The sequence below is a fragment of the Dietzia sp. WMMA184 genome (assembly GCF_002441635.1).
In the GTDB taxonomy this organism is placed as follows: domain Bacteria; phylum Actinomycetota; class Actinomycetes; order Mycobacteriales; family Mycobacteriaceae; genus Dietzia; species Dietzia kunjamensis.
Genome location: NZ_NXEI01000001.1, coordinates 2,009,480 through 2,029,796 on the forward strand (window position 1 = coordinate 2,009,480; position 20,317 = coordinate 2,029,796).

The following is a 20,317-nucleotide window of genomic DNA, read 5'->3' on the forward strand; positions in this document are numbered from 1 at the left end:
TCTACGCGCACTCGCTGCGGGGCTGCCACCGCCGGCCGCTCTAGTAGGCTTCCCGATCGTGCAGGACCAGCCCCTCCCCGATCCCACCTCGGCGACGCTCCCCGACGAGCGCGTACGCGGCGAGATCGTCAACGACTCCCACACCTTCCGCCGGGCCGTCGCCGACCTGCGGCAGGGGCTCAGCCAGCGCGAGCTGTGGTTGTCCCTGGGCTGGCAGGACATCAAACAGCGCTACCGGCGGTCCACGCTCGGTCCCCTGTGGATCACCATCGCCACCGGCGTCATGGCCGTCGCGCTCGGCCTGCTGTACTCGATCCTCTTCCAGATCCCGCTCGCCGAGTTCCTCCCGCACGTCACCGTGGGCCTCATCATGTGGGGCTTCATCTCCGGGTGCATCAAGGAGGGCTCCGAGGTCTTCATCGCCAACGAAGGCCTGATCAAGCAGTTGCCCAGCGCGTTGAGCGTCCACGTCTACCGCCTGGTCTGGCGGCAGTTCCTGTTCCTGTGTCACAACCTGGTGATCTGGGTGGTGCTCATGCTGGTCTTCCCGCGCCCCCTGGGCTGGGACCTGCTGCTGTCCGTCCTGGGACTGGCGGTGCTCATGATCAACGGCGTCTGGGTGGCCATGCTGTTCGGCATCCTCGCCACCCGGTTCCGCGACATCGCGCCGCTGCTGGACTCGATGGTGCAGCTGCTGTTCTACATGACCCCCATCGTCTGGACCACGCAGACGCTCTACGAGCAGGGCGGGGAGATCGCCGAGCGGGCCCGGATCGCCGAGCTCAACCCGCTCTACCACTACCTCGAGATCGTCCGCGCCCCCATGCTCGGGGAACCCACCGCCGCCTATCACTGGTGGATCGTCCTGGGCTGCACCGCCGTCGGTCTGGTCCTCGCGTTCGTGGCCCTGCGCCAGTTCCGCTCCCGAGTCCCGTACTGGGTGTAGGAGATATATCCCATGAGCTCCGCTGTCCCCACGCCCGGCGGCGTGTCCATCGACTGCGTGGACGCCTGCGTCGACTTCCCGATCTTCGACGCCAAGTCGCGATCGCTCAAGAAGGCCGTGCTGGGATCCGCCGGCGGCGCGATCGGCCGGAACGCGTCCAACGTCGTCGTCGTCGAGGCCCTCAAGGACATCACCCTCTCCCTCCGGGAGGGCGACCGGATCGGGCTGGTCGGCCACAACGGGGCCGGCAAGTCCACGCTGCTGCGCCTGCTCTCCGGGATCTACGAGCCCACCCGCGGGGCCGCCCGGATCCGCGGTCGCGTGGCGCCGGTCTTCGACCTGGGCGTCGGCATGGACCCGGAGATCTCGGGCTACGAGAACATCATCATCCGCGGGCTGTTCCTCGGGCAGACGCGCAAGCAGATGAAGGCGAAGGTCGAGGAGATCGCCGACTTCACCGAGCTCGGCGAGTACCTCGACATGCCACTGCGCACCTACTCCACCGGCATGCGCGTCCGCCTGGCGATGGGGGTGGTGACCTCCATCGACCCCGAGATCCTGCTGCTCGACGAGGGCATCGGTGCCGTGGACGCGGAGTTCATGAAGAAGGCGCGGGTCAAGCTCGCCGAGCTGGTCTCCCGCTCCGGCATCCTCGTGTTCGCCTCACACTCCAACGAATTCCTCGCGCAGCTGTGCGACTCGGCCATGTGGGTCGACCACGGCCGGATCCGCCAGCGCGGCAGCATCGAGGAGATCGTCACCGCCTATGAGGGCCCCGAGGCCGGGCGCTCGATCGGCGAGTACATCGGCAGGATGCACCATGAGGACTGAGCGGCAGGGCGCGGGCCGCCCGGGCGGTGCGGGCGACACGCCCGGGTCGGACGCCCCTGCGGTGATGGGCTCGGACCTGCGCGCCCAGAATGGTCCCGACACGCAGCACAACCCCGCCGGAAGCGAGCATTCCGCCAGCGCAACCCAGCGGGGCGGCGACGGGCGGCGCGTCGTGGCCGTGGTGGTCACGCACCGCCGGCTGGAGCAGCTGCGCGCCTCGCTCGAGGTGGTGTGCGGCCAGACCCGCCCGATCGACCACCTGGTGGTGATCGACAATGCCGACGAGCAGGCCGTGCGAGAACTGGTCGAAGCCCAGCCGGTCGAGGCCACGTACATCGGCTCAAAGCACAACCTGGGTGGCGCGGGCGGGTTCGCACTGGGGATGCTCCACGCCCTGGCCACCGGGGCGGGCCTGGTGTGGTGCGCCGACGACGATGGCCGCCCCGAGGGGCCCGAGGTGCTGGCGACCCTGCTGGGCTGCATGGACCGCCACGGGCTGGCCGAGGTGTCGCCGGTGGTGTGCGACCTCGACGATCCCGACCGTCTGGCGTTCCCGCTGCGGCGCGGCCTGGTGTGGCGACGACACCGCTCCGAGCTGTTCACGGTCGGCGGGGCCGGTGGGACGGGCGGGGCCGGTGGGACGGGCGGGCCCGCGGCACCGGCCGAGGACCTGCTGCCCGGCATCGCGTCGCTGTTCAACGGCGCGCTGTTCACCGCCGACTGCCTGGACCGGGTGGGCGTTCCGGATCTACGGCTGTTCATCCGCGGCGACGAGGTGGAGATGCACCGCCGCCTGGTCCGCTCCGGCCAGCCCTTCGGCACCTGCCTGACCACCGCCTACCTGCACCCGCAGGGCTCGGACGAGTTCAAGCCGATCCTCGGCGGCCGGATGCACACCCAGTTCCCCGACGACCCGGTCAAACGCCACTTCACCTACCGCAACCGCGGGTACGTGCTCACCCAGCCCGGCAATCGGCGACTCATCCCCCAGGAGATCCTGCGCTTCGGCTGGTATTTCCTGGTGACGAGGCGCGACCCGGCGGGCCTGCGCGAGTGGCTGCGACTGCAGCGGATGGGCGCCGGCGAGCGGTTCGACAAGCCCGGCGGCTGACCCACGAAATCCGCTACCGCGAATCCGGATCCGCTATGCCGATTGGACTCGCGGATCCGGAGGTGGAGTAGCGGATTTTGGCAGGATGGGTCCATGACCGACTGGATCGCCCTGCAGTCCCGCGCCGCCGACCTCTACGACGAGGTCCTGCCCGCCATCACCGACTGGGACGCCGCCACCCCCTGCAGCGACTGGACGGCGCACGAGGTGCTGGCCCACGTGGTCGACGAGCAATTGTGGGTGCCGGGGTTGCTGGCCGGCGGCACCGTCGACGAGGTGGCCGACGATCTGGAGGACCGCCTGCGTCGGCTCCACGAGGCGACCGGGCCGGAGCTGGTCACCGACTGGCACGCGATCCGCCCGCCGGTGGCGGCGGCGTGGCGAGGGACCCCGGACGACGACGAGGTGCACCTGTCCTACGGGCTGGCGCCCGCGAAGCACTACCTGGCGCAACAGGTGTTCGACCTCGCCGTCCACGCGTGGGATCTCGCCGTCTCCCAGCGGATCGACCTGCGGTGGGGCGACGAGCTCGATCGGGCCGTGCTGGAGTTCGTCCGGGCAGATCTCGCCGACAACCCGGCCCCGGAACTCTTCGATCCCCCGGTGCCCGGCTACGAGGGGCCGGACGTCCCCGCCCGGGACACGGCGCTGGCGCTGACCGGACGCGATCCGGGGGCGTGGCCCGTCAGGCCTCTCTGAGAGCAGCCATCGGGCACTTCGCGACGGCCTTCCGTGCCCGCTTCTCGTGCTCCTCGGGGACCTCGTCGACGATGACGCGCACCACCTCGTCGTCGTCCCCCAGCTCGAACACTGCGGGGGCGAGCCCGACGCACACCGCCTGGCCCTCGCACCGGTCCGGATCCACGATGATCCTCATGACGTGCCTCCTCGTCGTCGGCCACGATCGGTTCCGTGGTCGGACCCCTGAACTTAGACAAATCGGTGCTTTTTGTCTAGGGAATTCGTGTTTTCGTCACCGGATCGCAGCCGCCCCGAACTGATCCGCCGGTAAGTTAAGCTCGCCCCGTGCCCAAGACGCTGCTGCACCGATACACCTCGAGCCCCCGGGCGTTCCCGGTCCTGGCCTCGCTCTATCCACCCCTGCTGGGCTCGGGGATCCGCATCCGCCACGTCGCGCCGGACTGGACCCGCGGGGAGCTCGACATGCACGTGGCCCCGTGGACGGCCAACACCAACGGCACCGCGTTCGGCGGCGCGCTGTTCGCCGCCACCGACGTGCTCTACGGGGCGCTGCTGTCCGGGCAGCTCGGCACCGGTTACCAGGTGTGGACCAAGTCCGCGACGATCGACTTCCGTACCCCCGGACGCGGTCGTCTGCGGTGCGTCGTGGAGGTCCCCCGCGTGGAGGCCGACTCCATCCGTGAGCAGCTGACCGCGCGGCCCCGGACGAGCATCGTCCACACGGCCCTGGTCACCGACGCCCGCGGCGGGACGGTCGTGGAGGCCCGGCACACGATGTCGATCCGCCGCAGGGATTGACGGGCAGCGGTCAAAACCTCCGCCGGGGGTCTCCCGCCGCCGGACACGGGTAGGATAATCCGGTCCCAGGCCCTCCCCGGAAAGGAACCCCCGTTGGGAGCCACCCCGCTCGCATGGTCGTTGTCAGTCGGCCTCATCATCGCCCTGTTGCTGTTCGACTACTTCTTTCACGTGCGCAAGGAGCACATCCCCACCCTCAAGGAGTCGGCCATCTGGTCCGCGCTCTACGTGGGGATCGCCCTGATCTTCGGCGGCGTGGTGTGGATCTTCGGCGGCACAGACATGGGCGTGGAGTACTTCGCCGGGTACATCACCGAGAAGGCGCTCTCGGTGGACAACCTGTTCGTGTTCCTGCTGCTGCTCACCAGTTTCAAGGTGCCGCGTGCGGGCCAGCAGAAGGCACTGCTGTTCGGCATCGTGTTCTCGATCATCGCGCGGACCGCGTTCATCTTCGTGGGCGCCGCGCTGCTCAACAAGTTCGCCGTCCTGTTCTACATCTTCGGCCTGTTCCTCATCGTCACCGCCGGACGTCTGCTGGCCGAGGACGACGAGGACGACGACGCCGACAACGTGGTGGTGCGCCTGGCCAAGCGATTCATCCCGGCCACCGACCACTACGACCACGACAAGCTGTTCACCATCGAGAACGGCAAGCGCGTCATGACGCCGATGATGATCGTCATGGTCGCCATCGGCGGCACCGACATCATGTTCGCGCTGGATTCGATCCCCGCGATCTTCGGTCTCACCCAGAACGTCTTCATCGTCTTCACCGCCACCACGTTCTCGCTGCTCGGCCTGCGCCAGCTGTACTTCCTGCTCGACGGCCTGCTCGACCGGCTCGTCTACCTCAAGTACGGGCTGGCCGCCATCCTCGGCTTCATCGGCGTCAAGCTCATCCTCCACGCCCTGCACGAGAACAACCTCCCGTTCATCAACGGTGGCGAGCACGTGGACGTGGTGGAGGTCCCCACGTTCCTCTCGCTGGGCATCATCGTTGGTGTGCTCGTGGTGACGGTCCTCGGCTCCCTGCTCAGCCCGGCCGGCAAGGCGCTCACGGTGCTCGGCAACCTCAAGCGACACTCGCTCGAATACCTCGACAAGGACTTCGTCGACGATCCGGTCGAGCGGGCGAAGCTGTGGGCGAAGATCGTCGAGAACGAGGACAAGCTCAAGGACATCGAGCGCAGGTACTTCGGCAGCGAGGGCGACGTGTGGGAGCTTGAGCAGCTCCTGCGGAGGGTCTGGGACGAGCAGGGCCGCTACGAGAAGGCGACCGACTACACCCGCTGACGCCGGCGGCGGGGCCGGGCCTTACCGGGGCTTCCTCACCGGGGTTCCTGACCCGGGCTCCTCACCAGGGGCTGCCTGACCACATGCCGTGCGGATCCACCGCGCCGTCCTCGCGCAACGGGGACCGGACCTCCGTCGATGGCCAGCGCGACCTCAGCACCGCCGCCGCGCGGTGCCCTTCCCCCCGACCTCCCGGAGGCGTGAGCGCGGCTGGCCCGGCAAACGGAGCGGGCACAGCGGACGGAGCGGGCGCCGCGGCCCCCTCCGGAGAGACGGGTCCTCGGACGACGATCACCGTCCATCCGGCCCGACGCAAGTGCTCCCGGTAGCGCTCGGCGGGTCTCCCGAACGACGGGGCCCGCCCGCCGGGCGTGAACACCACGCACCGGTCGAAGGGATCGGCGAGCGGCAACTCCACCGTGAAGTGCCCCAGCCGGACCGTGTGCCCGTGCCCGAACGTCCCGCACCCCGCCGCCGCCAACTCGAGCCGGGCCCGGGTCGACGCGACCGATCCCGAGAGCGGATCCGCCGCCCCGGCGACCTCACGGAAGGCCCTCGCACCACGCCCGGCGGGATGCCCGGCGGCGCCCGACAACTGGCCCGGCAGTTCGGGCAGCATCCCGCACAGCCGCTCCACCGCGACGACCGCGTCCTCGAACGACAGATCTCCGGCCAGGTCCCGGCAGGTCCGCAGCGGGGTGGTCACACGCAACCCGTCGATCTCCGTGACAGCGGACGGGGGCATCGAACCGTAGCGGTACACCCTGCCCGGACGCGACCTGCGCGTCGACGGCAGCCAGATCTCGGGTGGCGCGTCCGCGGGCGCGGAGTCGTCGCCCCACAGCAGGGCGGCGCTGCGCCCGCGCAGCACCCCTCCGGGCCAGGTCCGCGCCAGCGCGACGCTGCGCATGCGGAGATCGTCCCGTTGGTCCTCCCGCCGGTACATTCCGTGCCAGATCCGCCGATAGCGCGCGCGGTCAGCGGGATCCGGTACCGCGACGGCGAGTTCGGCCGTGGTCAGCGGGCCGGGTGGCAGAACGCCCCGTGCACCCCGTGTTCCCTGTGCGCCGCGGCGGATTCTGCCCGGTGGTGGCGGGTCGCCGGCCACCGTCTCCGCACCGCGTCCTCCCGCATCGAGGACTCGGGCACGGGACGCATCTGGGATCTCCATACCCGTCACTGTGGCGCACGGAGCCGTTGCTCTAGGGCCGGGAAGCCGCCTTCCGGGCGGCGTCTGTGGAGAACGCCACACCTGTGGAATCTCACGACCCACCGCTGTTACACGCAGCTAGCTAACTCGACTCATCGTCCGCCGAGGATCAACCTGTCACACCGACTCACAGACGGAGGAAAAGATTCAGAAGGAAATCGTCGTTCCCGAGGACATGGCCCACTTGGTGGAGCGGTTCAACTACTCACCGGCAGTGAAGGTCGGCAGCCTGATCTACTGCTCGGGCCAGGCCGGGCGGGACTCGGAGATGAACGTCATCGACAGCAGCCTCGAGGATCACTTCGTGGCGGCCTGGGAGAACCTGGGCACGGTACTCCGGGCCGGCGGGTCGGATTTCGAGCACATCGTGGAGATGACCACGTACCACGTCGGTCTCCAGGACCACCTGCCCCTGTTCCTCGACGTCCGCAGCCGCTACATCCCCCGGACGGACGTCCCCACGGCGTGGAGTGCGATCGGCGTCAGCGAGCTGACGTTCCCCGGCCAGCTCGTCGAGTTGAAGGCGGTGGCCCTGGTGCCGTGATCGACCGCCGGCCCCCTAGGGGTGGTGCTCGCGGAGATAGGCGGAGAACACCTGCTCCGGCAGACCACCGCGGTGCAGGAACTGCTGGTCCAGCGTCACCGCGAGCCGCTCCAGCGCCACTGCGAGCTGGCGGCGACCCAGCTCCACGGCGGCCGGCGACCCCGCCGGGCCGGGTTCGGACAGTCGCACCGCGCCGGCCAGCTGTCGTGGCAGCGACAGGTCCGCGAACTGCTCGCGGAAGTAGAAGCCCTCGGAGTGCTGGAAGAAGTCGATCCGGACCTCCTCGACCCTGTCGGCCACCGCCGTCAACTGCGCACACACCGGCTCCGTCGGCAGGTCCGGGATCCGTCCCTGGAAGTCGACCTCGTCCAGACGCGACAGTTCCTGCGCCAACGCCCGCCGCCGCAACAAGGGCGGATACACCTGGTTGAACCAGGTAAGGGCCCCGGTGAGCAGGGCGAACCCCGTCAACGCCTGGAACGGTGTGATCCACCGGACCCACGAATCGGAGGGGACCATGTCACCGAACCCGAGGGTGGCCAGGGTGACGAACGAGAAGTACAGGGCCTCGACGAACGCCGGGAGCCTGTCCGGATCGATCCCGTCCGAGTAGGTGAAGTCCGCGGGCAGGTGCGGGTAGTAGATCAGTCCCCAGCCCAGTCCCTGGAGCAGCACCCACAGCAGGATGACCGTCACCAGGGCCGCCGGACCCACCGCGCTGCCCACCCGATGGCCCGTCGCCCGGGACACCCGCCAGATCCCCGCGAACACCCAGGGACTCAGGTACCCGGTGCCCCCGGGGTGCATCAGCGTGTGGAACACGTCCATCAACACCACCACGATGAGCGCCACGCCCACCACCGTCAGCACGATCTCGACCATCAACCCACCCTAGGCGGCGAGCGGACGGCGGGTCAGAGTCCGTACAGCCGCGCCCAGTTCTCCCGCGCGGTGAGCTCGGCCTGCGCGGCACGCCACCGCTCCTGGGCGGCCGGGGCCTCCCGGACGAACCTGGAGAGCAGTGCGACCAGCCGCTTCTGCAGCTCGGTGGCCCGCGCCGGGTCCACCTTGCGGTGGTGCACCCCCGTCTGCGAGGCGTCGGTCACGTACACCTCGTCGAACAGGGAGACGTGCCACCAGGCCGCGTCCTCGTAGGGGATCGCCACCACGCCGCGGCGCTGCCGGCCCAACTTCTGCACGAGCAGCCGCTTGGCGAGCACCTGGTCCTCGCGGTCCTCCCTCGGGATCCCCACCTTGCGCTGGACACCGACCCCGGCGGGCAGGGCCTCCACCCCGAGCTTGGCGGTCTCCGGGTACCGCGCGCGCTCGGCGCGGATCGCGGCCAGCGCGGCCTGACCGCCGTCACCGACGCCGTGGGTGCCGTCGGGCCCGTCGAGGAACGCCTCGATCCCGCGCAGGCGGGTGGCGGCGAGCCCGTACTGCATGGCCGCCACCGCGCGCAGGACGCTCCGGGCGAGGTTCTTGGCCATGTCCTTGGGGTCGATCCCCTGCCGGACCGCCGCTGTGGTCAGCGAGTTGCGCAGGGAGAAGAACTGGCCGAAGTCGTCGCCGTCCTTCCAGTAGAAGTCCGCGTGCCACACCGCCGCACCCTGCAGGGTGCACGTGGGCATCCCCGCCTGGCGGCAGCGCAGGCCGTACTCGATGTCGTCCCACTGGAAGAAGTACGGCATGGGGAGTCCGACCCGCTCCACGGCCTCGCCGGGGACGAGGCAGGACCACCACGCGTTGTACTCGGCGTCGATCCGCCGCTCCTGCCGGCCCGCGACCACCGACTCGTCACGCAGCGCGAACTCGTCGGCGTCCAACCCGCCCCGGAGCTCGTCGAGCTGCGTCCGTTCGGCCGAGACCAGCAGGTAGTCGGGGTTGAACAGGTAGAGCATCTGGGCGCCCACGAGCATCGGCTCACGGGTGACGGCGGCGAAGGCGAACAGCCGCAGCACCGTCTCGGGCTCCACCCGGACGTCGTCGTCCATGAGCAGCACGTCCACCGGCCCCGGGCCGTCCGGTGCGGTGGCCTCGAACAGCCCGCGGCTGAAGCCGCCGGCACCGCCGAGGTTGGGCTGGCGCAGGTAGTGCAGCCGGTCGCCGAACTCCTCCGCCGCGTGCCGGAACGGATCGCGGGTCTCCACCAGATCGGTGCCCTGGTCCGTGACATAGAGGTCGTCGATCAGGTCCGCGACGAGGGGATCCGAGGCCAGCGAGTCGACCGTGGCCGCACAGTCATCCGCCCGGTTGAACGTGCAGATGGCCACGGCGGCGCGGCGGGCGGGCCTCGTCGTCGTCGTACTCCATTCCACCTCCGACACCGTCGCCGGCGCGTCGACGGCGTGCACCTCCAGCCACATCGCGCCACCGTCGGTGAACGCGTCCACCGGCACGTGCACCACCGCCATGCCGTCGCCGTGGTGGTGGACCACCTCCACCGTCCGCACGTGGGAGCCGATGTCCGAGGCGCGCACCAGCACGTCGACCTGCCCGGCGGTCTCCACCGACACCCGTACGGTCAGCTCCGTGACGACGGTCCAGCGCTGCCAGTAGGACGCCTCGAACCGGCCGAAGTAGGTGTTGGTGTCGACGATCGCGCCGGGCTCCAGGTGCAGCTCGGTGCGTGTGCGGCGCACCACGCCCCGCGTGATCCGCGAGTACAGGTCGTCGTTGACCCACCGGCGCGGGCCGGAGAACAGGGTGCGCTGGAGCAGCAGATCGCGCTCGGGCCGGTCGGTCCCGGTGTCGGCGTCTGCGGTTGTCACGGTGGTGGCGTCCATGGGGCGATGCGCTCCTGGGAGTCGGTTAGGCGGTGCCGTCCAGGCTAGCCCCCGGGCCGGGGGGCGCCGCCTCGACGACCGGTGAGTCGGTGTTCGGGGGCTGCCCCGGCGGCGTCACCGGGGGGATGCCGGGTGGCGGGGGCAGCGGCTGGTGGTCCGCGGGCACCGGCAGGACCTCGTACAGACGGGCGCCCGGAGTGGCCTCCACCAGCCGCAGGTTCGGGTTGAGGTGCAGCCCGATGAACCCACCCGGCCGGCCCGGCCCGCCCACGGACTCCGTCCCGACGATCACCCAGCGCACGTCCCGGAGTTGCATCTCGCGGGTGACGGTCGGGTCGAAACCGTAGCGGTTGACCGAGGTGTACAGCGTCATGCGGTCGGCGCCGACCTGCGCGACCGGGTCGTCGGCGAGCGGCGCCCCGAACACCACCGGCACCCCGTGGAGCGCGTAGACCCAGGCGGTGCCGTCGAACGGGTCGTTCAGGGCCACCCCGCCGTCGTACCTCTCCCCCAGCGCGTCCAGCACGAGCCGCTCGTCGGCGGTGACCGCGGGCCCGTCGGCGTACCCCCAGGCGGTCAGGTCCCGCGCCATCACCGCGTGCCCGGAGGCGGTGAGCAGGGCCAGCGCCGCCGCCACGGCCACGCCGACCCGGGCCGCCGGCCGGCGCAGCGACCCGCGCGGAACCAGCGCCCGCACGCCGGCCCCGGCCAGCACCGCCGAGGGCAGGACGAGCAGCGACGCGAACCGGTAGAAGTCGTCCCACCAGAAGCCGGTGAACGTCCGCACCCAGTCGCCCCGGACGGCCGCGGCCAGGACGTACAGGGTCCCGTAGACGAGGAGCGCGGCGACGGGGGCGGCGAGCGGGCGACGCCGCCGCGGGTCGGCGACCGCCGTCGCCAGTCCCACGATCACCGCCACGGCCATGCCCACCGAGGCCACCGCCGTGGGACCGAGGTCGAGCACCGCGGCGACCGCCCGCGCCACACCCGCCTCCCGTGGCCACGAGAACCCGGCGAGCGACTGGGTGGTCCCGGACGACACCATGCTCACCGACCACCCGACGTACGCCCCCGCGGGCACGGCGGCCAGGACGAACGCGCCCAGCACCGTCAGCCGCGGGCGCAGGCCGGGAGCGGCGGCCAGCCCGGCGAGGGCCTGCGCGGCGAGCGGGATCGCCGCGGCCAGTGCCACCGACGGGTGCACCGACCACGCCCCGGCCATCCCGGCGCCCAGGAGCAGCGCGTGCGCGGGCATCCGGGACCGACGGGCGGCGAGGTGCTCACCCAGCAGGAGCAGTCCGGGGATCACCGCGACGCCCAGCGCGAACGGCAGTACGGGTCCGCGCACCAGGGCGAGGTACGGGAACGTCCACGCCGACGCGGCGACCGCCGCGGCCGCCACCGCCGCGAGTCGGGACCCCCCGCAGAGGCGGGCCGCCAGGACCGCGACCCCCAGCACGAACACCACCCCGGTCGCCGCGGAGACGGCGCCCAGGGCCTCCGGCAGGCCGCCTCCGGGCAGCCCGACCAGCAGCGACGCGAACGCGTGATAAGTGTCCGGGTAGAAGAAGTGCGGGTTGGCGGGCTGGCTCACCGGCGCGAGGTCGGTCAGGCCGGCCCGCCCGGTCTCGGCGATGAACCGGGTGGCGCCGCCGTGGAAGATGGCGTCCCAGCCCTGGGGAATGGCGGTGAGACCGCGGGTGGCGACGAGGATGTGGGCGACCGGGATCACCGCGAGGACGACGACGACGAGGTCCGCCACCCCCGGGCCCGGCCCGCCGCGGCGGGGGTCGTCGTCGTACTCCCCCTCGCCACGCCGCCACGTCCCCCGATCGGTGACCCGGGACGCGATACCCACGACGACGGCGCAGACCAGCGCGGCGAGCGCAGTCACCCCGGCCGAGACGACGCCCCAGCGCAGGTCCACCGCGGCGGTGACCGCGCTGCCGACCGCCACCACCGCGAGCGTCAGCGCCGGCCCGGCCGCCACCGCGTCCCGCCACCGGGTGCCGGCGGCCAGGCAGACCACCGCCCCCGGCACCACCACCAGCGCCACCGCGGCGAGCAGGACGAGCGCGACCGTCACGGTGCTCAGCGCACCCGGAAGATCACGGTCCGTTGGACGATGAAGTTGGTGACCGTGGCGACGCCCTGGGCGATGACGTAGGCCACGGTCGTGGCCCAGAACGGGCTCCAGTCCATACCGAGGAACCACGGTGTCAGCACCATGAACAGGCCCCACTGCACGCCGAACATCAGCGCGTAGAGGCCCATCGTGGCGATGAACCGGGCGCGCGACGGCTCGGCCTGGAACGTCCACCGGCGGTTGAAGGAGTAGGCGGTGAGCGTGCCGGCGACGAAGGACAGCGCCTTGGCCGTGCCGTAGTCCAGGCCGAGGACCCTGAGCAGCTGGAGGAGCCCGTAGTCGACGATCGCCGACAGCACGCCGGTCAGGAAGAACCGGACGGCCTGCGTCTTCAGGTCGGTCGGGCGGGCCGGGTCGGACTCGTGGCGGGCCTCGAGGGGGTCCACGGCGCCCCGCAGGGAGTCGAGGACGGAGTCCTCCGGCGGGTCCGCCGGGCTGCCGTGGATGGGTCCGCCGCTGGATGTCGTCACGCGACCAGGGTAGATCGCCGGCCGAGGGCACGGCGTCACGCACTGCCGAGGGGGACACTGGAGGCGTGAACTCCCCCGACCCCGCCGCCCGCCGCCGCGTCCTGGTGGTGGACGACGAACCCCACATCCGCCGTGTCCTGCGCGGGTATCTGGAGGCGGACGGTTTCGCCGTCGACGAGGCCGGTACCGCGGCCCAGGCCCGGGAGCTGGTGGGCGCCGCAGACCTCGTCCTGCTCGACATCGGACTGCCCGACGGGAACGGCCTCGACCTGCTGCGCGACCTGCGGGCGGTGTCACCGGTGTACGTGATCCTCGTGACCGCCCGCGCCGAGGAGGTCGACCGGCTGATCGGCCTCGAGGCCGGGGCCGACGACTACGTGGTCAAACCCTTCAGCCCCCGCGAGGTCACGGCCCGCGTCCGCGCCGTCCTGCGCCGGGCACGCGAGACGGGTCCGGTGGTGGTCGCCACGCCGCCGCTCACCGTCGGTGCGCTGACCGTGGACGTCGGGGCGCGCGAGGTCGCCGTCGACGGATCGGCGGTCCCGCTCACCCCGATCGAGTTCGATCTGCTGGCCACCATGACGGCCGCCCCGGGGCAGGTGTTCAGCCGCCGACAGCTCCTCGACGCGGTGTGGCAGGACGGGTACTTCGGGGACGAGCGGGTGGTCGACGTCCACGTGCGCGGGTTACGGCGGGCCCTCGGGGACGATCCGGCGGCACCCCGCTTCGTGGCCACCGTGCGGGGCGCGGGCTACAAGGTCCTCCGGCCGGCGGGTCACGGGGGTGCGCGATGATCCGGACCCTGCGCGGGCGATTGTTCCTCTCCCACCTCTCGGTGGCCGTGGTCGGTGTGATCGTGGTGCTGGTGGTGGTCCGGCTGACGGCTCCGATGCTCTTCGACGACTCGCTCCGGCCCGGCGGTCCCGGTGGGGTCGGTGGGGTCGGAAACCGCGGCGCCGGCCCGGGTCTGCGCTCGACCGTCGCCGACGCGGTCACCACGGCCACGGTGTGGGGGGCGGTCGCCGGCGTCGCGGTCGCGCTCCTCGCCGCCGGGATCGTGGGGAGCCGCATGCTCCGGTCGCTGGCGGAGGTGGGGGCCGCCACCACCGCGATAGCCGCCGGGGACTACACCCGCCGCATCACCCGTCCCCCCGAGCGGGAGATCGCGGCCCTGGCCGACGACGTGACGACGCTCGCCCGGACGATCGACCAGACCGAGGCGCGCCGGATGCGTCTCATCTCGGAAGTCGCACACGAGATGCGCACGCCGCTCACCGTGATCGACGGGTACGTGGAGGGCATCGCCGACGGCGTGTTCGGCGTGGAGGAGTTGCGTCACGTGCGTGCCGAGAGCGCCCGGCTCCGGCGCCTCTCCGAGGACCTGTCGACGCTGTCCAGGGGCACCGAGGGCCGCCTCGACCTCGCGCCGACGGTCACCGACCTGGCCGAACTGGTGCGCCTCACGGTCGAGCGGCTCCGGCCCCGGTTCGCCTCGACGGAGGTCGACCTGCGGGTGGAGTTGCCCGACGACGAGGTGCGCCTGACGGTCGACCCGGACCGCGTGGCGCAGGTCGTCGAGAACCTGGTGGTCAACGCACTGGCCGCCACCGAGCGCGGCCGGGTGACGGTCTCGGTGAGCGGCACCTCCGGCGGGGCGGAGATCACCGTCGCCGACACCGGCATCGGCCTGGACGACGACTCGGCCGAGCGCGTCTTCGAGCGGTTCCATCGCGGGCCCGGCGGACACGCCGGCGGATCCGGCCTCGGTCTGACCATCGGACGCCAACTGGCCCGGGCCCACGGGGGCGACCTCACAGTCGCCTCCCGGGGCCCGGGCCAGGGGTCCACCTTCGTGTTCAGCCTCGCTCGAACGCCGCCAGGTGCTTCTCCGATCCGTCCCTGAGGTGCTCGTACACCGCGTCCAGATCGGGTTGCTCGGTGGCCGCCATCGCGGCCTCGAGATCGGCGATGTCGCGTCGCTCGAGCTCGGCGCCCACCGCCAGCGCCTCGGACTTCGAGGTCAGGCCCCGCTCCAGCCAGTCGTCGTACAGCTCCTGGAGCTCCGGGTAGTCGTACACTCCCGGGGTGGAGCCGACCGACGGGTCGGGCAGGTCGTGGTTCGCGAGCAGGGTCGCCGTGGCCTCACCGTGCCGGGCTTCCGCAGCCGAGATGTTGTCGAACCGGCGGTCCGGCCACGCCTCGCCCAACGCCACGTACAGGTCGTGGGCGAGCCGCTCCTCCTCGCGCATCATCGACAGGGTCTCGGCCTCCTCGGCCGACAACGTACCGGCGGGCGCGGGGACCTCGAGCCCGTGGCCCTGCTGGCCTGGCTGGTCTCGCTGGTCTCGCTGGCCGTGCTGGCCGTGCTGGCCGTGCTGGCCGTGCTGGCCGTGCTCCTGCCTACCCGGGCCCTCTCCCTGGCGGCCCTGCCCGGGCACGCCGACTCCCTGGGGCCCTCCGGTCTGTTCCTGTGTCGCCACCGTCGCGACCCGGGTGCCCTCCGTGGGCCCGTCGGACCCGGCCAGCGCATATCCGCCGACCCCCGCCACCGCCAACGCACCGACGGCCGCGACCGCGCCCATCGAGCGACGGATCGTCCTGTTCGAGTTCGCCATCATGATCCTCACCTCGTCCTGCCCCGCGGGTGGGGCCTCGTGTGTCGGTTCGTCCGACACCTCGATTCCACCGCCTCCGCGTGAAGCACCCGAGGGGTCTCCGTGAGGATCACGTGAAGATCGTCACCCCCCTTGCGATCAGGTCTGCGACGTGCAATTCTTTCTCCACTGCGGGCACACAAGCCCGCTTCTGGTCGAACCGGAAACGGCACATCCGCCGACTGCGTTCGATTCCGCGGGAGCGATCCGTTCCGGCCACCCCATCTCACCCGGCGCCCTCACCACCAGGTCCGCGCCATTCCCGGGTAGCCGTCGTCGCCTCCACCCAACGCATCCGAGCACGGCTCGTCGTCTCGTCACCAGTGGACGTGGCGGCTGTGCAGCTCGCTTCCCGACCAGGAGGAATCCCCATGTCGCAGTACCGAAATCCCGCCATGAACAACGCGCCGACCGCGTTCTCGTACACGCCGACCGGCCGGGCCATCCCGCCGTCATCGCCGCTGCGGACTCCGAACCGTCGCCCGGTCTCGCCGTCGTACACGCCCACCGGCCGCGTCGTCCTGTCGACGCCGGCCACCCGCGGCTCCGCCTGAGCGCGAGCCCACCGCACCGCTACTCGCGCGCGGCGCCCACCGTCCGGCCGACAGTCGGGCGTCGTGCGCGAGGCGTCTCCCGGCTACAACCGGTCGGCGGCCACGAGACGGGTGGTCACCACCAGGGCTATCGCGCCACACGCGAGGATCCCGGTCGAGACGAACAGTTGCATCACCCCGGCCTCCCACGGACGGGCACCGCCGAGCACCATCCCGACGAACGCCCCGGGGATCGTGACCAACCCGATGGTGCGCGTCTGGTCCAGCGAGGGCTGCAGGGAAGTCGCCGCCGCCTCGCGGCACACCATCATCCGCGCGGGGATGTCCGTGAAGCCGAGCGACAGCGCGGCCTCCACCTCACCGTGACGGGTGGCGAGTTCGTCGTGCGCGCGGCGGCCGGACAGGCCCGCCACCGCCATGGCGTTGCCCAGGAAGATCCCCACCACCGGGATGACCGACAATCCGTTGGGGCGGACCACCCCGGCCGCGAGCAACCCCAGGACGATCACCGCCGCCGGCAGAGCCACCGCCACCGCGCACCACAGCGCATCACGCACGGTCACCCGCGCCGCACCAGCCTGAGGCGCGCTGCGCTGCGCCAGCCTCCGGGCCGCGGCCCACGAGGCGACGGACGCCATCACCACCGCGAATGCCGCCACCAGCCACGGCCGGTCGGCCACGTACCCGATGATCAGCGAGAGCGCCACGAGCTGGACGGCCGCGCGGATCGACGTCCACGGGATCTCCCACTCCTGCCCCGTGCCGCCCAGCCACGCCGCCGTCGCGCCGATAACCACGAACAGGACGACGGCCACCGCCAACGCCGGCCCGATCTCGATCATCGTCGACCCCACGTGGGAGAGCCTACGACCGACCCGCCCCGACCGGGAGGGTCCGGCGAGGTCGATGTGCCGACCGCCCGGTGGCCATGTCCGAGGCGCGCGATACCGTACGCGCATGAGGTCGCGGCGTCCCCTCCGTCCCGCCCGCGCAGTCGCCGCGGCAATCGTGTCCCTGGCCTGCGCGGTGGCCGGGGTCCCGTCCACCGCCGCGATGCCGGCACCGGCGCCCGGGTCCTCGCCCGCGGCACCGCCCGATCCGCTGGCGGCGTTCCGACCGGCACCCCCGCACGAGCGCACGCCGGAGCGATATCTGCCCAGCCCGTCACCGGATCCCTGGTACTCCGCACCGCCCGAGGTCGATCCCGCCACGGCCCCCGGGACGATCCTCGACACGAGGCCGGTGACGATCCCGCCGCACAACGTCCGCAACTTCGGCCGCGGCTGGCAGGTGCTGGTCCAGAGTCTCGACTCGCACGACCGGCCGCAGCAGATCGTCTCCACCATCATCGAGCCGGCCACCCCCTGGACAGGGCCGGGTCCGCGACCGCTCGTGTCGTTCAACGTCACCATCGATTCCCTCGGCCTGACGTGCATGCCGTCGCACACGCTGCCGCACGAGCTGAACCTCGAGATGCCACCGTTCCTGCAGATCCTCGCCGACCGCGGGTACGGGCTGGTCGTGACCGACTTCCAGGGACCCAAGGCCGCGTACGCGGCCGGACGGGCCAACGGCCGGGCGGTCCTCGACGGGATCCGAGCGGCCCGCGCCTTCGTCCCACCCGGTGAGAGCGGCCCGATGTTCGTCGACTCGCGGGTCGTCCAGGTCGGTTACTCCGGCGGCGGTATCGCCACCGGCTGGGCCGCCCAGCTGCAGCCCGTCTACGCGCCCGAGTTGACCGGTGTGCTCGTGGGGTCGTCCGTGGGCGGTGTCCCCGCCGACTACTCGGAACTGTTCGACACGATGGACGGCAACCTCGCCTCCGGGCTCTACCGAGCAGCGGTACTGGGGATCGCGCGCGAGTACCCCGAGCTGTACACACTGCTCAGCGACGCCGGGGACGTCGCCGCCCACGGGCTCCGCGACTCGTGTGCCGCCGCCAACACCGCGTCGGGGCTGTTCCCCGTCCCGCTGGCGACGCTGATTACCACCGACCCGCGGACTGACCCGACCGTGTCAGAGGTGCTCGCCCGCAACCGGCTGGGCACCGCCGACCCGGCCCACGGCGCGGACCCGCGCGAGGTGCCGACCGGCCCGGTGCAGGTGTGGCACGGGGACGCCGCCGCGCCGATCGGGCCCGGCCCGGGCTCGTCGCGGGGTCCCGGAGACCCGTTCGTCCCCGAATGGACGGCCCGGCAGCTGGCCGACGAGTGGTGCGCGGCCGGTGCCGACGTCGAGTACACGCCCGTTCCGGGCGAGCACATCCTGGCCGCCTACACCGCGGTGGGCCCGGCGCTCGACTGGGTCGACGACCGCGCCCGCGGGGTCCCGTTCACCACCGGCTGCCGATAGCGTCACCAGCGGTCGGGCGCGCCGGGGGCGTTGCGGACGTCACGCCGGGGCCGTCGAGGGGTGGGTCGGGAGCCGCTGAGCGGTACCCTCGACCCTGTGAGCACCGCCCAGAACTCCTCCCCGGCCCAGTCCGCCCTGGACACCGAACTCAAGCGCCTCACCGGCTGGGGGCGCACCTCTCCCGCGATGAGCCACGTGCTCACCCCACGGTCCGTGGAGGAGATATCGGCAGCCGTGGCGGCGGTCAACGACGCCAACGCGTCGAGCCCCGCCCACCTGCACCGCGGCGTGGTGGCCCGCGGGCTCGGTCGCTCCTACGGCGACAGCGCCCAGAACTCCGGCGGTCTCGTGCTGGACATGAGCCACTTCAACCGCATCCACGAGCTCAACGCCGAGAAGGCGCTGGCCGTGGTGGACGCGGGCGTGAACCTCGACCAGCTCATGCGCGCGGCCCTGCCGTTCGGCCTGTGGGTTCCGGTGCTCCCGGGCACCCGGCAGGTCACGGTCGGCGGCGCGATCGGTCATGACATCCACGGTAAGAACCACCATTCGGCCGGGTCCTTCGGCAACCACGTCACCCGCATGGAACTGCTCGTCGCCGACGGCCGGGTGCTGACCCTGGAGCCGAGCGGTACCGCCGACGACCCGGAGGGCACCCTGTTCTGGGCCACGGTCGGCGGCAACGGCCTGACCGGCGTGATCCTCAAGGTGTGGATCGCCATGACCCGCACCGAGACCGCCTTCTTCCTGGCCGATTCCGATCAGACCGGGTCGCTCGACGAGACGATCGCCCTGCACACCGACGGTTCCGAGTCGAAGTACACCTACTCCTCGGCCTGGTTCGACGCGATCAGCGCGCCGCCGAAGCTCGGCCGGGCAGCCGTGTCCCGCGGGTCGCTGGCCACCCTCGCCGAACTCGAGGAATACGCGCCCAAGCTGGCGAAGAACCCCCTGGCGATGGACGCCAAGCCGCTCATCACCTTCCCGGACATTTTCCCCAACGGGCTCGCGAACAAGTACACCTTCGGCCCCATCGGCGAGGTGTACTACCGGCTCGGGGTCACGTCCCGGAACCAGATCAAGACGCTGCCGGCGTTCTACCACATGCTCGACCTGTTCTCCGAGTGGAACCGGGCCTACGGGTCCAAGGGATTCCTGCAGTACCAGTTCATCGTCCCGCCCGGCGAGGTCGAGGGCTTCAAGGAGATCATCGGCGACATCCAGCGCTCGGGGCACTACTCGTTTCTCAACGTCTTCAAGCTCTTCGGCCCGGGAAACCAGGCGCCGCTGTCCTTCCCCATGGAGGGATGGAACGTCTGCGTGGACTTCCCGATCAACAGCCGGCTCAACACGTTCGTCAACGAACTCGACGCCAAGGTCATGTCGATGGGCGGCCGCCTGTACACGGCCAAGGACTCCCGCGTCCCGGCCGAGCGCTTCCACGCGATGTACCCTCGGATCGATTCGTGGATCGCCACCCGCCGGGGGATCGACCCGAACGGCGTGTTCGTCTCCGACATGGGGCGTCGCCTCGAGCTGATCTGACGGTCGACCGGGGCGGGGCCTCCCCGCCGCCGCCGCCCGGCTCCACGGCCGCGACGCGCCTCCGCCGGGGGACCGCCGGCGGGGGCTACACACGACCCCGGCCCGGCGTCACACTGGAGGATGTCCTCGGACCACGAGCGTCTACCGACGCGTCCGAAATGGAGCCCGCCATGATCCTCCGCGCCGCTGTCGCCGCAGTCGCCCTGATCGTGACCACCCCGCCCTCGGCGGTGTGGGAACGGTCCCCGAGCAGACCGGCCCCGTCACCCACCTCGGTACGCCCACGGCCACGCGCACCGCGCCGAGCCGGGCCCGGACGACCTCGATTCATCTGATCCGGGCGGCCGGGGGCCGGCCGGACCGGGCCACCGCGCA

20 protein-coding genes are annotated in these 20,317 nt (G+C 71.5%); 12 read left to right on the plus strand and 8 right to left on the minus strand.

Features of this window, described 5'->3' with window-relative positions:
• Positions 1-58 precede the first annotated feature (58 nt).
• The 4 genes from CK206_RS09265 to CK206_RS09280 all read left to right on the plus strand — a co-directional run bounded on the left by CK206_RS09265 (position 59) and on the right by CK206_RS09280 (position 3,587).
• Entirely contained in the window at positions 59-946 is an 888-nt protein-coding gene (locus CK206_RS09265) for an ABC transporter permease (protein ID WP_069390376.1), read from the plus strand.
• Between the two features lie 12 nt (positions 947-958).
• Positions 959-1,777 carry an ABC transporter ATP-binding protein gene (locus tag CK206_RS09270; protein WP_067714748.1) on the plus strand — a complete coding sequence of 273 codons (819 nt, stop codon included), beginning with the start codon at positions 959-961 and terminating at the stop codon, positions 1,775-1,777.
• Entirely contained in the window at positions 1,767-2,888 is a 1,122-nt protein-coding gene (locus tag CK206_RS09275) for a glycosyltransferase (RefSeq protein WP_240341220.1), read from the plus strand. The genes CK206_RS09270 and CK206_RS09275 overlap by 11 nt, the downstream gene beginning before the upstream one ends.
• A 93-nt stretch (positions 2,889-2,981) precedes the next feature.
• A complete protein-coding gene (locus tag CK206_RS09280; protein ID WP_067714750.1) occupies positions 2,982-3,587 on the plus strand; it encodes a maleylpyruvate isomerase family mycothiol-dependent enzyme in 606 nt (201 codons plus the stop codon).
• Here CK206_RS09280 and CK206_RS09285 read toward each other — a convergent pair.
• A complete protein-coding gene (locus tag CK206_RS09285; RefSeq protein ID WP_007633389.1) occupies positions 3,574-3,765 on the minus strand; it encodes a ferredoxin in 192 nt (63 codons plus the stop codon). The genes CK206_RS09280 and CK206_RS09285 overlap by 14 nt on opposite strands.
• Positions 3,766-3,914: 149 nt before the next feature.
• On the opposite strand from CK206_RS09285, the gene CK206_RS09290 reads away from it, so the two are divergent.
• Both CK206_RS09290 and CK206_RS09295 read left to right on the plus strand, forming a co-directional pair.
• Positions 3,915-4,388: a DUF4442 domain-containing protein gene (locus tag CK206_RS09290; RefSeq protein WP_067714753.1), complete on the plus strand. Its 474-nt coding sequence runs from the start codon at positions 3,915-3,917 to the stop codon at positions 4,386-4,388.
• Between the two features lie 93 nt (positions 4,389-4,481).
• Positions 4,482-5,681, plus strand: a complete 1,200-nt coding sequence (locus CK206_RS09295) for a TerC/Alx family metal homeostasis membrane protein (protein ID WP_069390375.1) — start codon at positions 4,482-4,484, stop codon at positions 5,679-5,681.
• A 61-nt stretch (positions 5,682-5,742) separates the two neighbouring features.
• Here the strand turns inward: CK206_RS09295 and CK206_RS09300 are convergent, their stop codons facing one another.
• Entirely contained in the window at positions 5,743-6,852 is a 1,110-nt protein-coding gene (locus tag CK206_RS09300) for a hypothetical protein (protein ID WP_254050536.1), read from the minus strand.
• Between the two features lie 214 nt (positions 6,853-7,066).
• Between CK206_RS09300 and CK206_RS09305 the strand changes: the two genes are divergently transcribed.
• Positions 7,067-7,435: a RidA family protein gene (locus tag CK206_RS09305; RefSeq protein WP_067714759.1), complete on the plus strand. Its 369-nt coding sequence runs from the start codon at positions 7,067-7,069 to the stop codon at positions 7,433-7,435.
• A 15-nt stretch (positions 7,436-7,450) separates the two neighbouring features.
• Here CK206_RS09305 and CK206_RS09310 read toward each other — a convergent pair whose 3' ends face one another.
• From CK206_RS09310 to CK206_RS09325, 4 genes are read right to left on the minus strand one after another with little or no spacing between them, the layout of a single operon-like run.
• Positions 7,451-8,317 carry a potassium channel family protein gene (locus CK206_RS09310; protein WP_096906233.1) on the minus strand — a complete coding sequence of 289 codons (867 nt, stop codon included), beginning with the start codon at positions 8,315-8,317 and terminating at the stop codon, positions 7,451-7,453.
• Between the two features lie 32 nt (positions 8,318-8,349).
• A complete protein-coding gene (locus CK206_RS09315) occupies positions 8,350-10,221 on the minus strand; it encodes a glycosyltransferase (protein WP_069390372.1) in 1,872 nt (623 codons plus the stop codon).
• A gap of 25 nt (positions 10,222-10,246) precedes the next feature.
• Positions 10,247-12,307 (minus strand): DUF6541 family protein, encoded by a 2,061-nt coding sequence (locus tag CK206_RS09320; protein ID WP_096906234.1) that lies wholly within the window; start codon positions 12,305-12,307, stop codon positions 10,247-10,249.
• A gap of 5 nt (positions 12,308-12,312) precedes the next feature.
• Positions 12,313-12,837 carry a GtrA family protein gene (locus tag CK206_RS09325; protein ID WP_082923818.1) on the minus strand — a complete coding sequence of 175 codons (525 nt, stop codon included), beginning with the start codon at positions 12,835-12,837 and terminating at the stop codon, positions 12,313-12,315.
• Positions 12,838-12,902: 65 nt separating this feature from the next.
• Here CK206_RS09325 and CK206_RS09330 point away from each other — a divergent pair, with 65 nt between their 5' ends.
• Together CK206_RS09330 and CK206_RS09335 are read left to right on the plus strand one after the other, a co-directional pair.
• Positions 12,903-13,631 carry a response regulator transcription factor gene (locus CK206_RS09330; RefSeq protein WP_067714771.1) on the plus strand — a complete coding sequence of 243 codons (729 nt, stop codon included), beginning with the start codon at positions 12,903-12,905 and terminating at the stop codon, positions 13,629-13,631.
• A complete protein-coding gene (locus tag CK206_RS09335) occupies positions 13,628-14,740 on the plus strand; it encodes a cell wall metabolism sensor histidine kinase WalK (RefSeq protein WP_067714774.1) in 1,113 nt (370 codons plus the stop codon). The genes CK206_RS09330 and CK206_RS09335 overlap by 4 nt, the downstream gene beginning before the upstream one ends.
• On the opposite strand, the gene CK206_RS19565 is transcribed toward CK206_RS09335, so the two are convergent.
• A complete protein-coding gene (locus CK206_RS19565) occupies positions 14,694-15,455 on the minus strand; it encodes a DUF2202 domain-containing protein (protein ID WP_143337719.1) in 762 nt (253 codons plus the stop codon). The two genes, CK206_RS09335 and CK206_RS19565, sit on opposite strands and share 47 nt — an antisense overlap.
• 407 nt (positions 15,456-15,862) lie before the next feature.
• Here CK206_RS19565 and CK206_RS09350 point away from each other — a divergent pair, with 407 nt between their 5' ends.
• A complete protein-coding gene (locus CK206_RS09350) occupies positions 15,863-16,045 on the plus strand; it encodes a hypothetical protein (protein WP_067714780.1) in 183 nt (60 codons plus the stop codon).
• A gap of 83 nt (positions 16,046-16,128) precedes the next feature.
• Here CK206_RS09350 and CK206_RS09355 read toward each other — a convergent pair whose 3' ends face one another.
• Positions 16,129-16,899 (minus strand): ABC transporter permease, encoded by a 771-nt coding sequence (locus tag CK206_RS09355; protein WP_227022103.1) that lies wholly within the window; start codon positions 16,897-16,899, stop codon positions 16,129-16,131.
• Between the two features lie 103 nt (positions 16,900-17,002).
• Here CK206_RS09355 and CK206_RS09360 point away from each other — a divergent pair, with 103 nt between their 5' ends.
• On the plus strand, positions 17,003-18,397 hold the full coding sequence (locus CK206_RS09360; protein ID WP_096906235.1) for a lipase family protein: 1,395 nt from the start codon (positions 17,003-17,005) through the stop codon (positions 18,395-18,397).
• Between the two features lie 96 nt (positions 18,398-18,493).
• The gene (locus tag CK206_RS09365; protein WP_067714788.1) at positions 18,494-19,942 is read left to right on the plus strand and encodes an FAD-binding oxidoreductase; all 1,449 of its coding nucleotides are present in this window, start codon (positions 18,494-18,496) and stop codon (positions 19,940-19,942) included.
• The last annotated feature ends 375 nt before the right edge of the window (positions 19,943-20,317 follow it).

Excerpts from the sequence above, each read along its gene's own strand:
- CK206_RS09270 (WP_067714748.1), top strand. The coding sequence starts at position 959 with ATGAGCTCCGCTGTCCCCACGCCCGGCGGCGTGTCCATCGACTGCGTG.
- CK206_RS09275 (WP_240341220.1), top strand. The coding sequence starts at position 1,767 with ATGAGGACTGAGCGGCAGGGCGCGGGCCGCCCGGGCGGTGCGGGCGAC.
- CK206_RS09280 (WP_067714750.1), top strand. The coding sequence starts at position 2,982 with ATGACCGACTGGATCGCCCTGCAGTCCCGCGCCGCCGACCTCTACGAC.
- CK206_RS09285 (WP_007633389.1), bottom strand. The coding sequence starts at position 3,765 with ATGAGGATCATCGTGGATCCGGACCGGTGCGAGGGCCAGGCGGTGTGC.
- CK206_RS09300 (WP_254050536.1), bottom strand. The coding sequence starts at position 6,852 with ATGGAGATCCCAGATGCGTCCCGTGCCCGAGTCCTCGATGCGGGAGGA.
- CK206_RS09305 (WP_067714759.1), top strand. The coding sequence starts at position 7,067 with ATGGCCCACTTGGTGGAGCGGTTCAACTACTCACCGGCAGTGAAGGTC.
- CK206_RS09310 (WP_096906233.1), bottom strand. The coding sequence starts at position 8,317 with ATGGTCGAGATCGTGCTGACGGTGGTGGGCGTGGCGCTCATCGTGGTG.
- CK206_RS09315 (WP_069390372.1), bottom strand. The coding sequence starts at position 10,221 with ATGGACGCCACCACCGTGACAACCGCAGACGCCGACACCGGGACCGAC.
- CK206_RS09335 (WP_067714774.1), top strand. The coding sequence starts at position 13,628 with ATGATCCGGACCCTGCGCGGGCGATTGTTCCTCTCCCACCTCTCGGTG.
- CK206_RS19565 (WP_143337719.1), bottom strand. The coding sequence starts at position 15,455 with ATGATGGCGAACTCGAACAGGACGATCCGTCGCTCGATGGGCGCGGTC.
- CK206_RS09350 (WP_067714780.1), top strand. The coding sequence starts at position 15,863 with ATGTCGCAGTACCGAAATCCCGCCATGAACAACGCGCCGACCGCGTTC.
- CK206_RS09360 (WP_096906235.1), top strand. The coding sequence starts at position 17,003 with ATGAGGTCGCGGCGTCCCCTCCGTCCCGCCCGCGCAGTCGCCGCGGCA.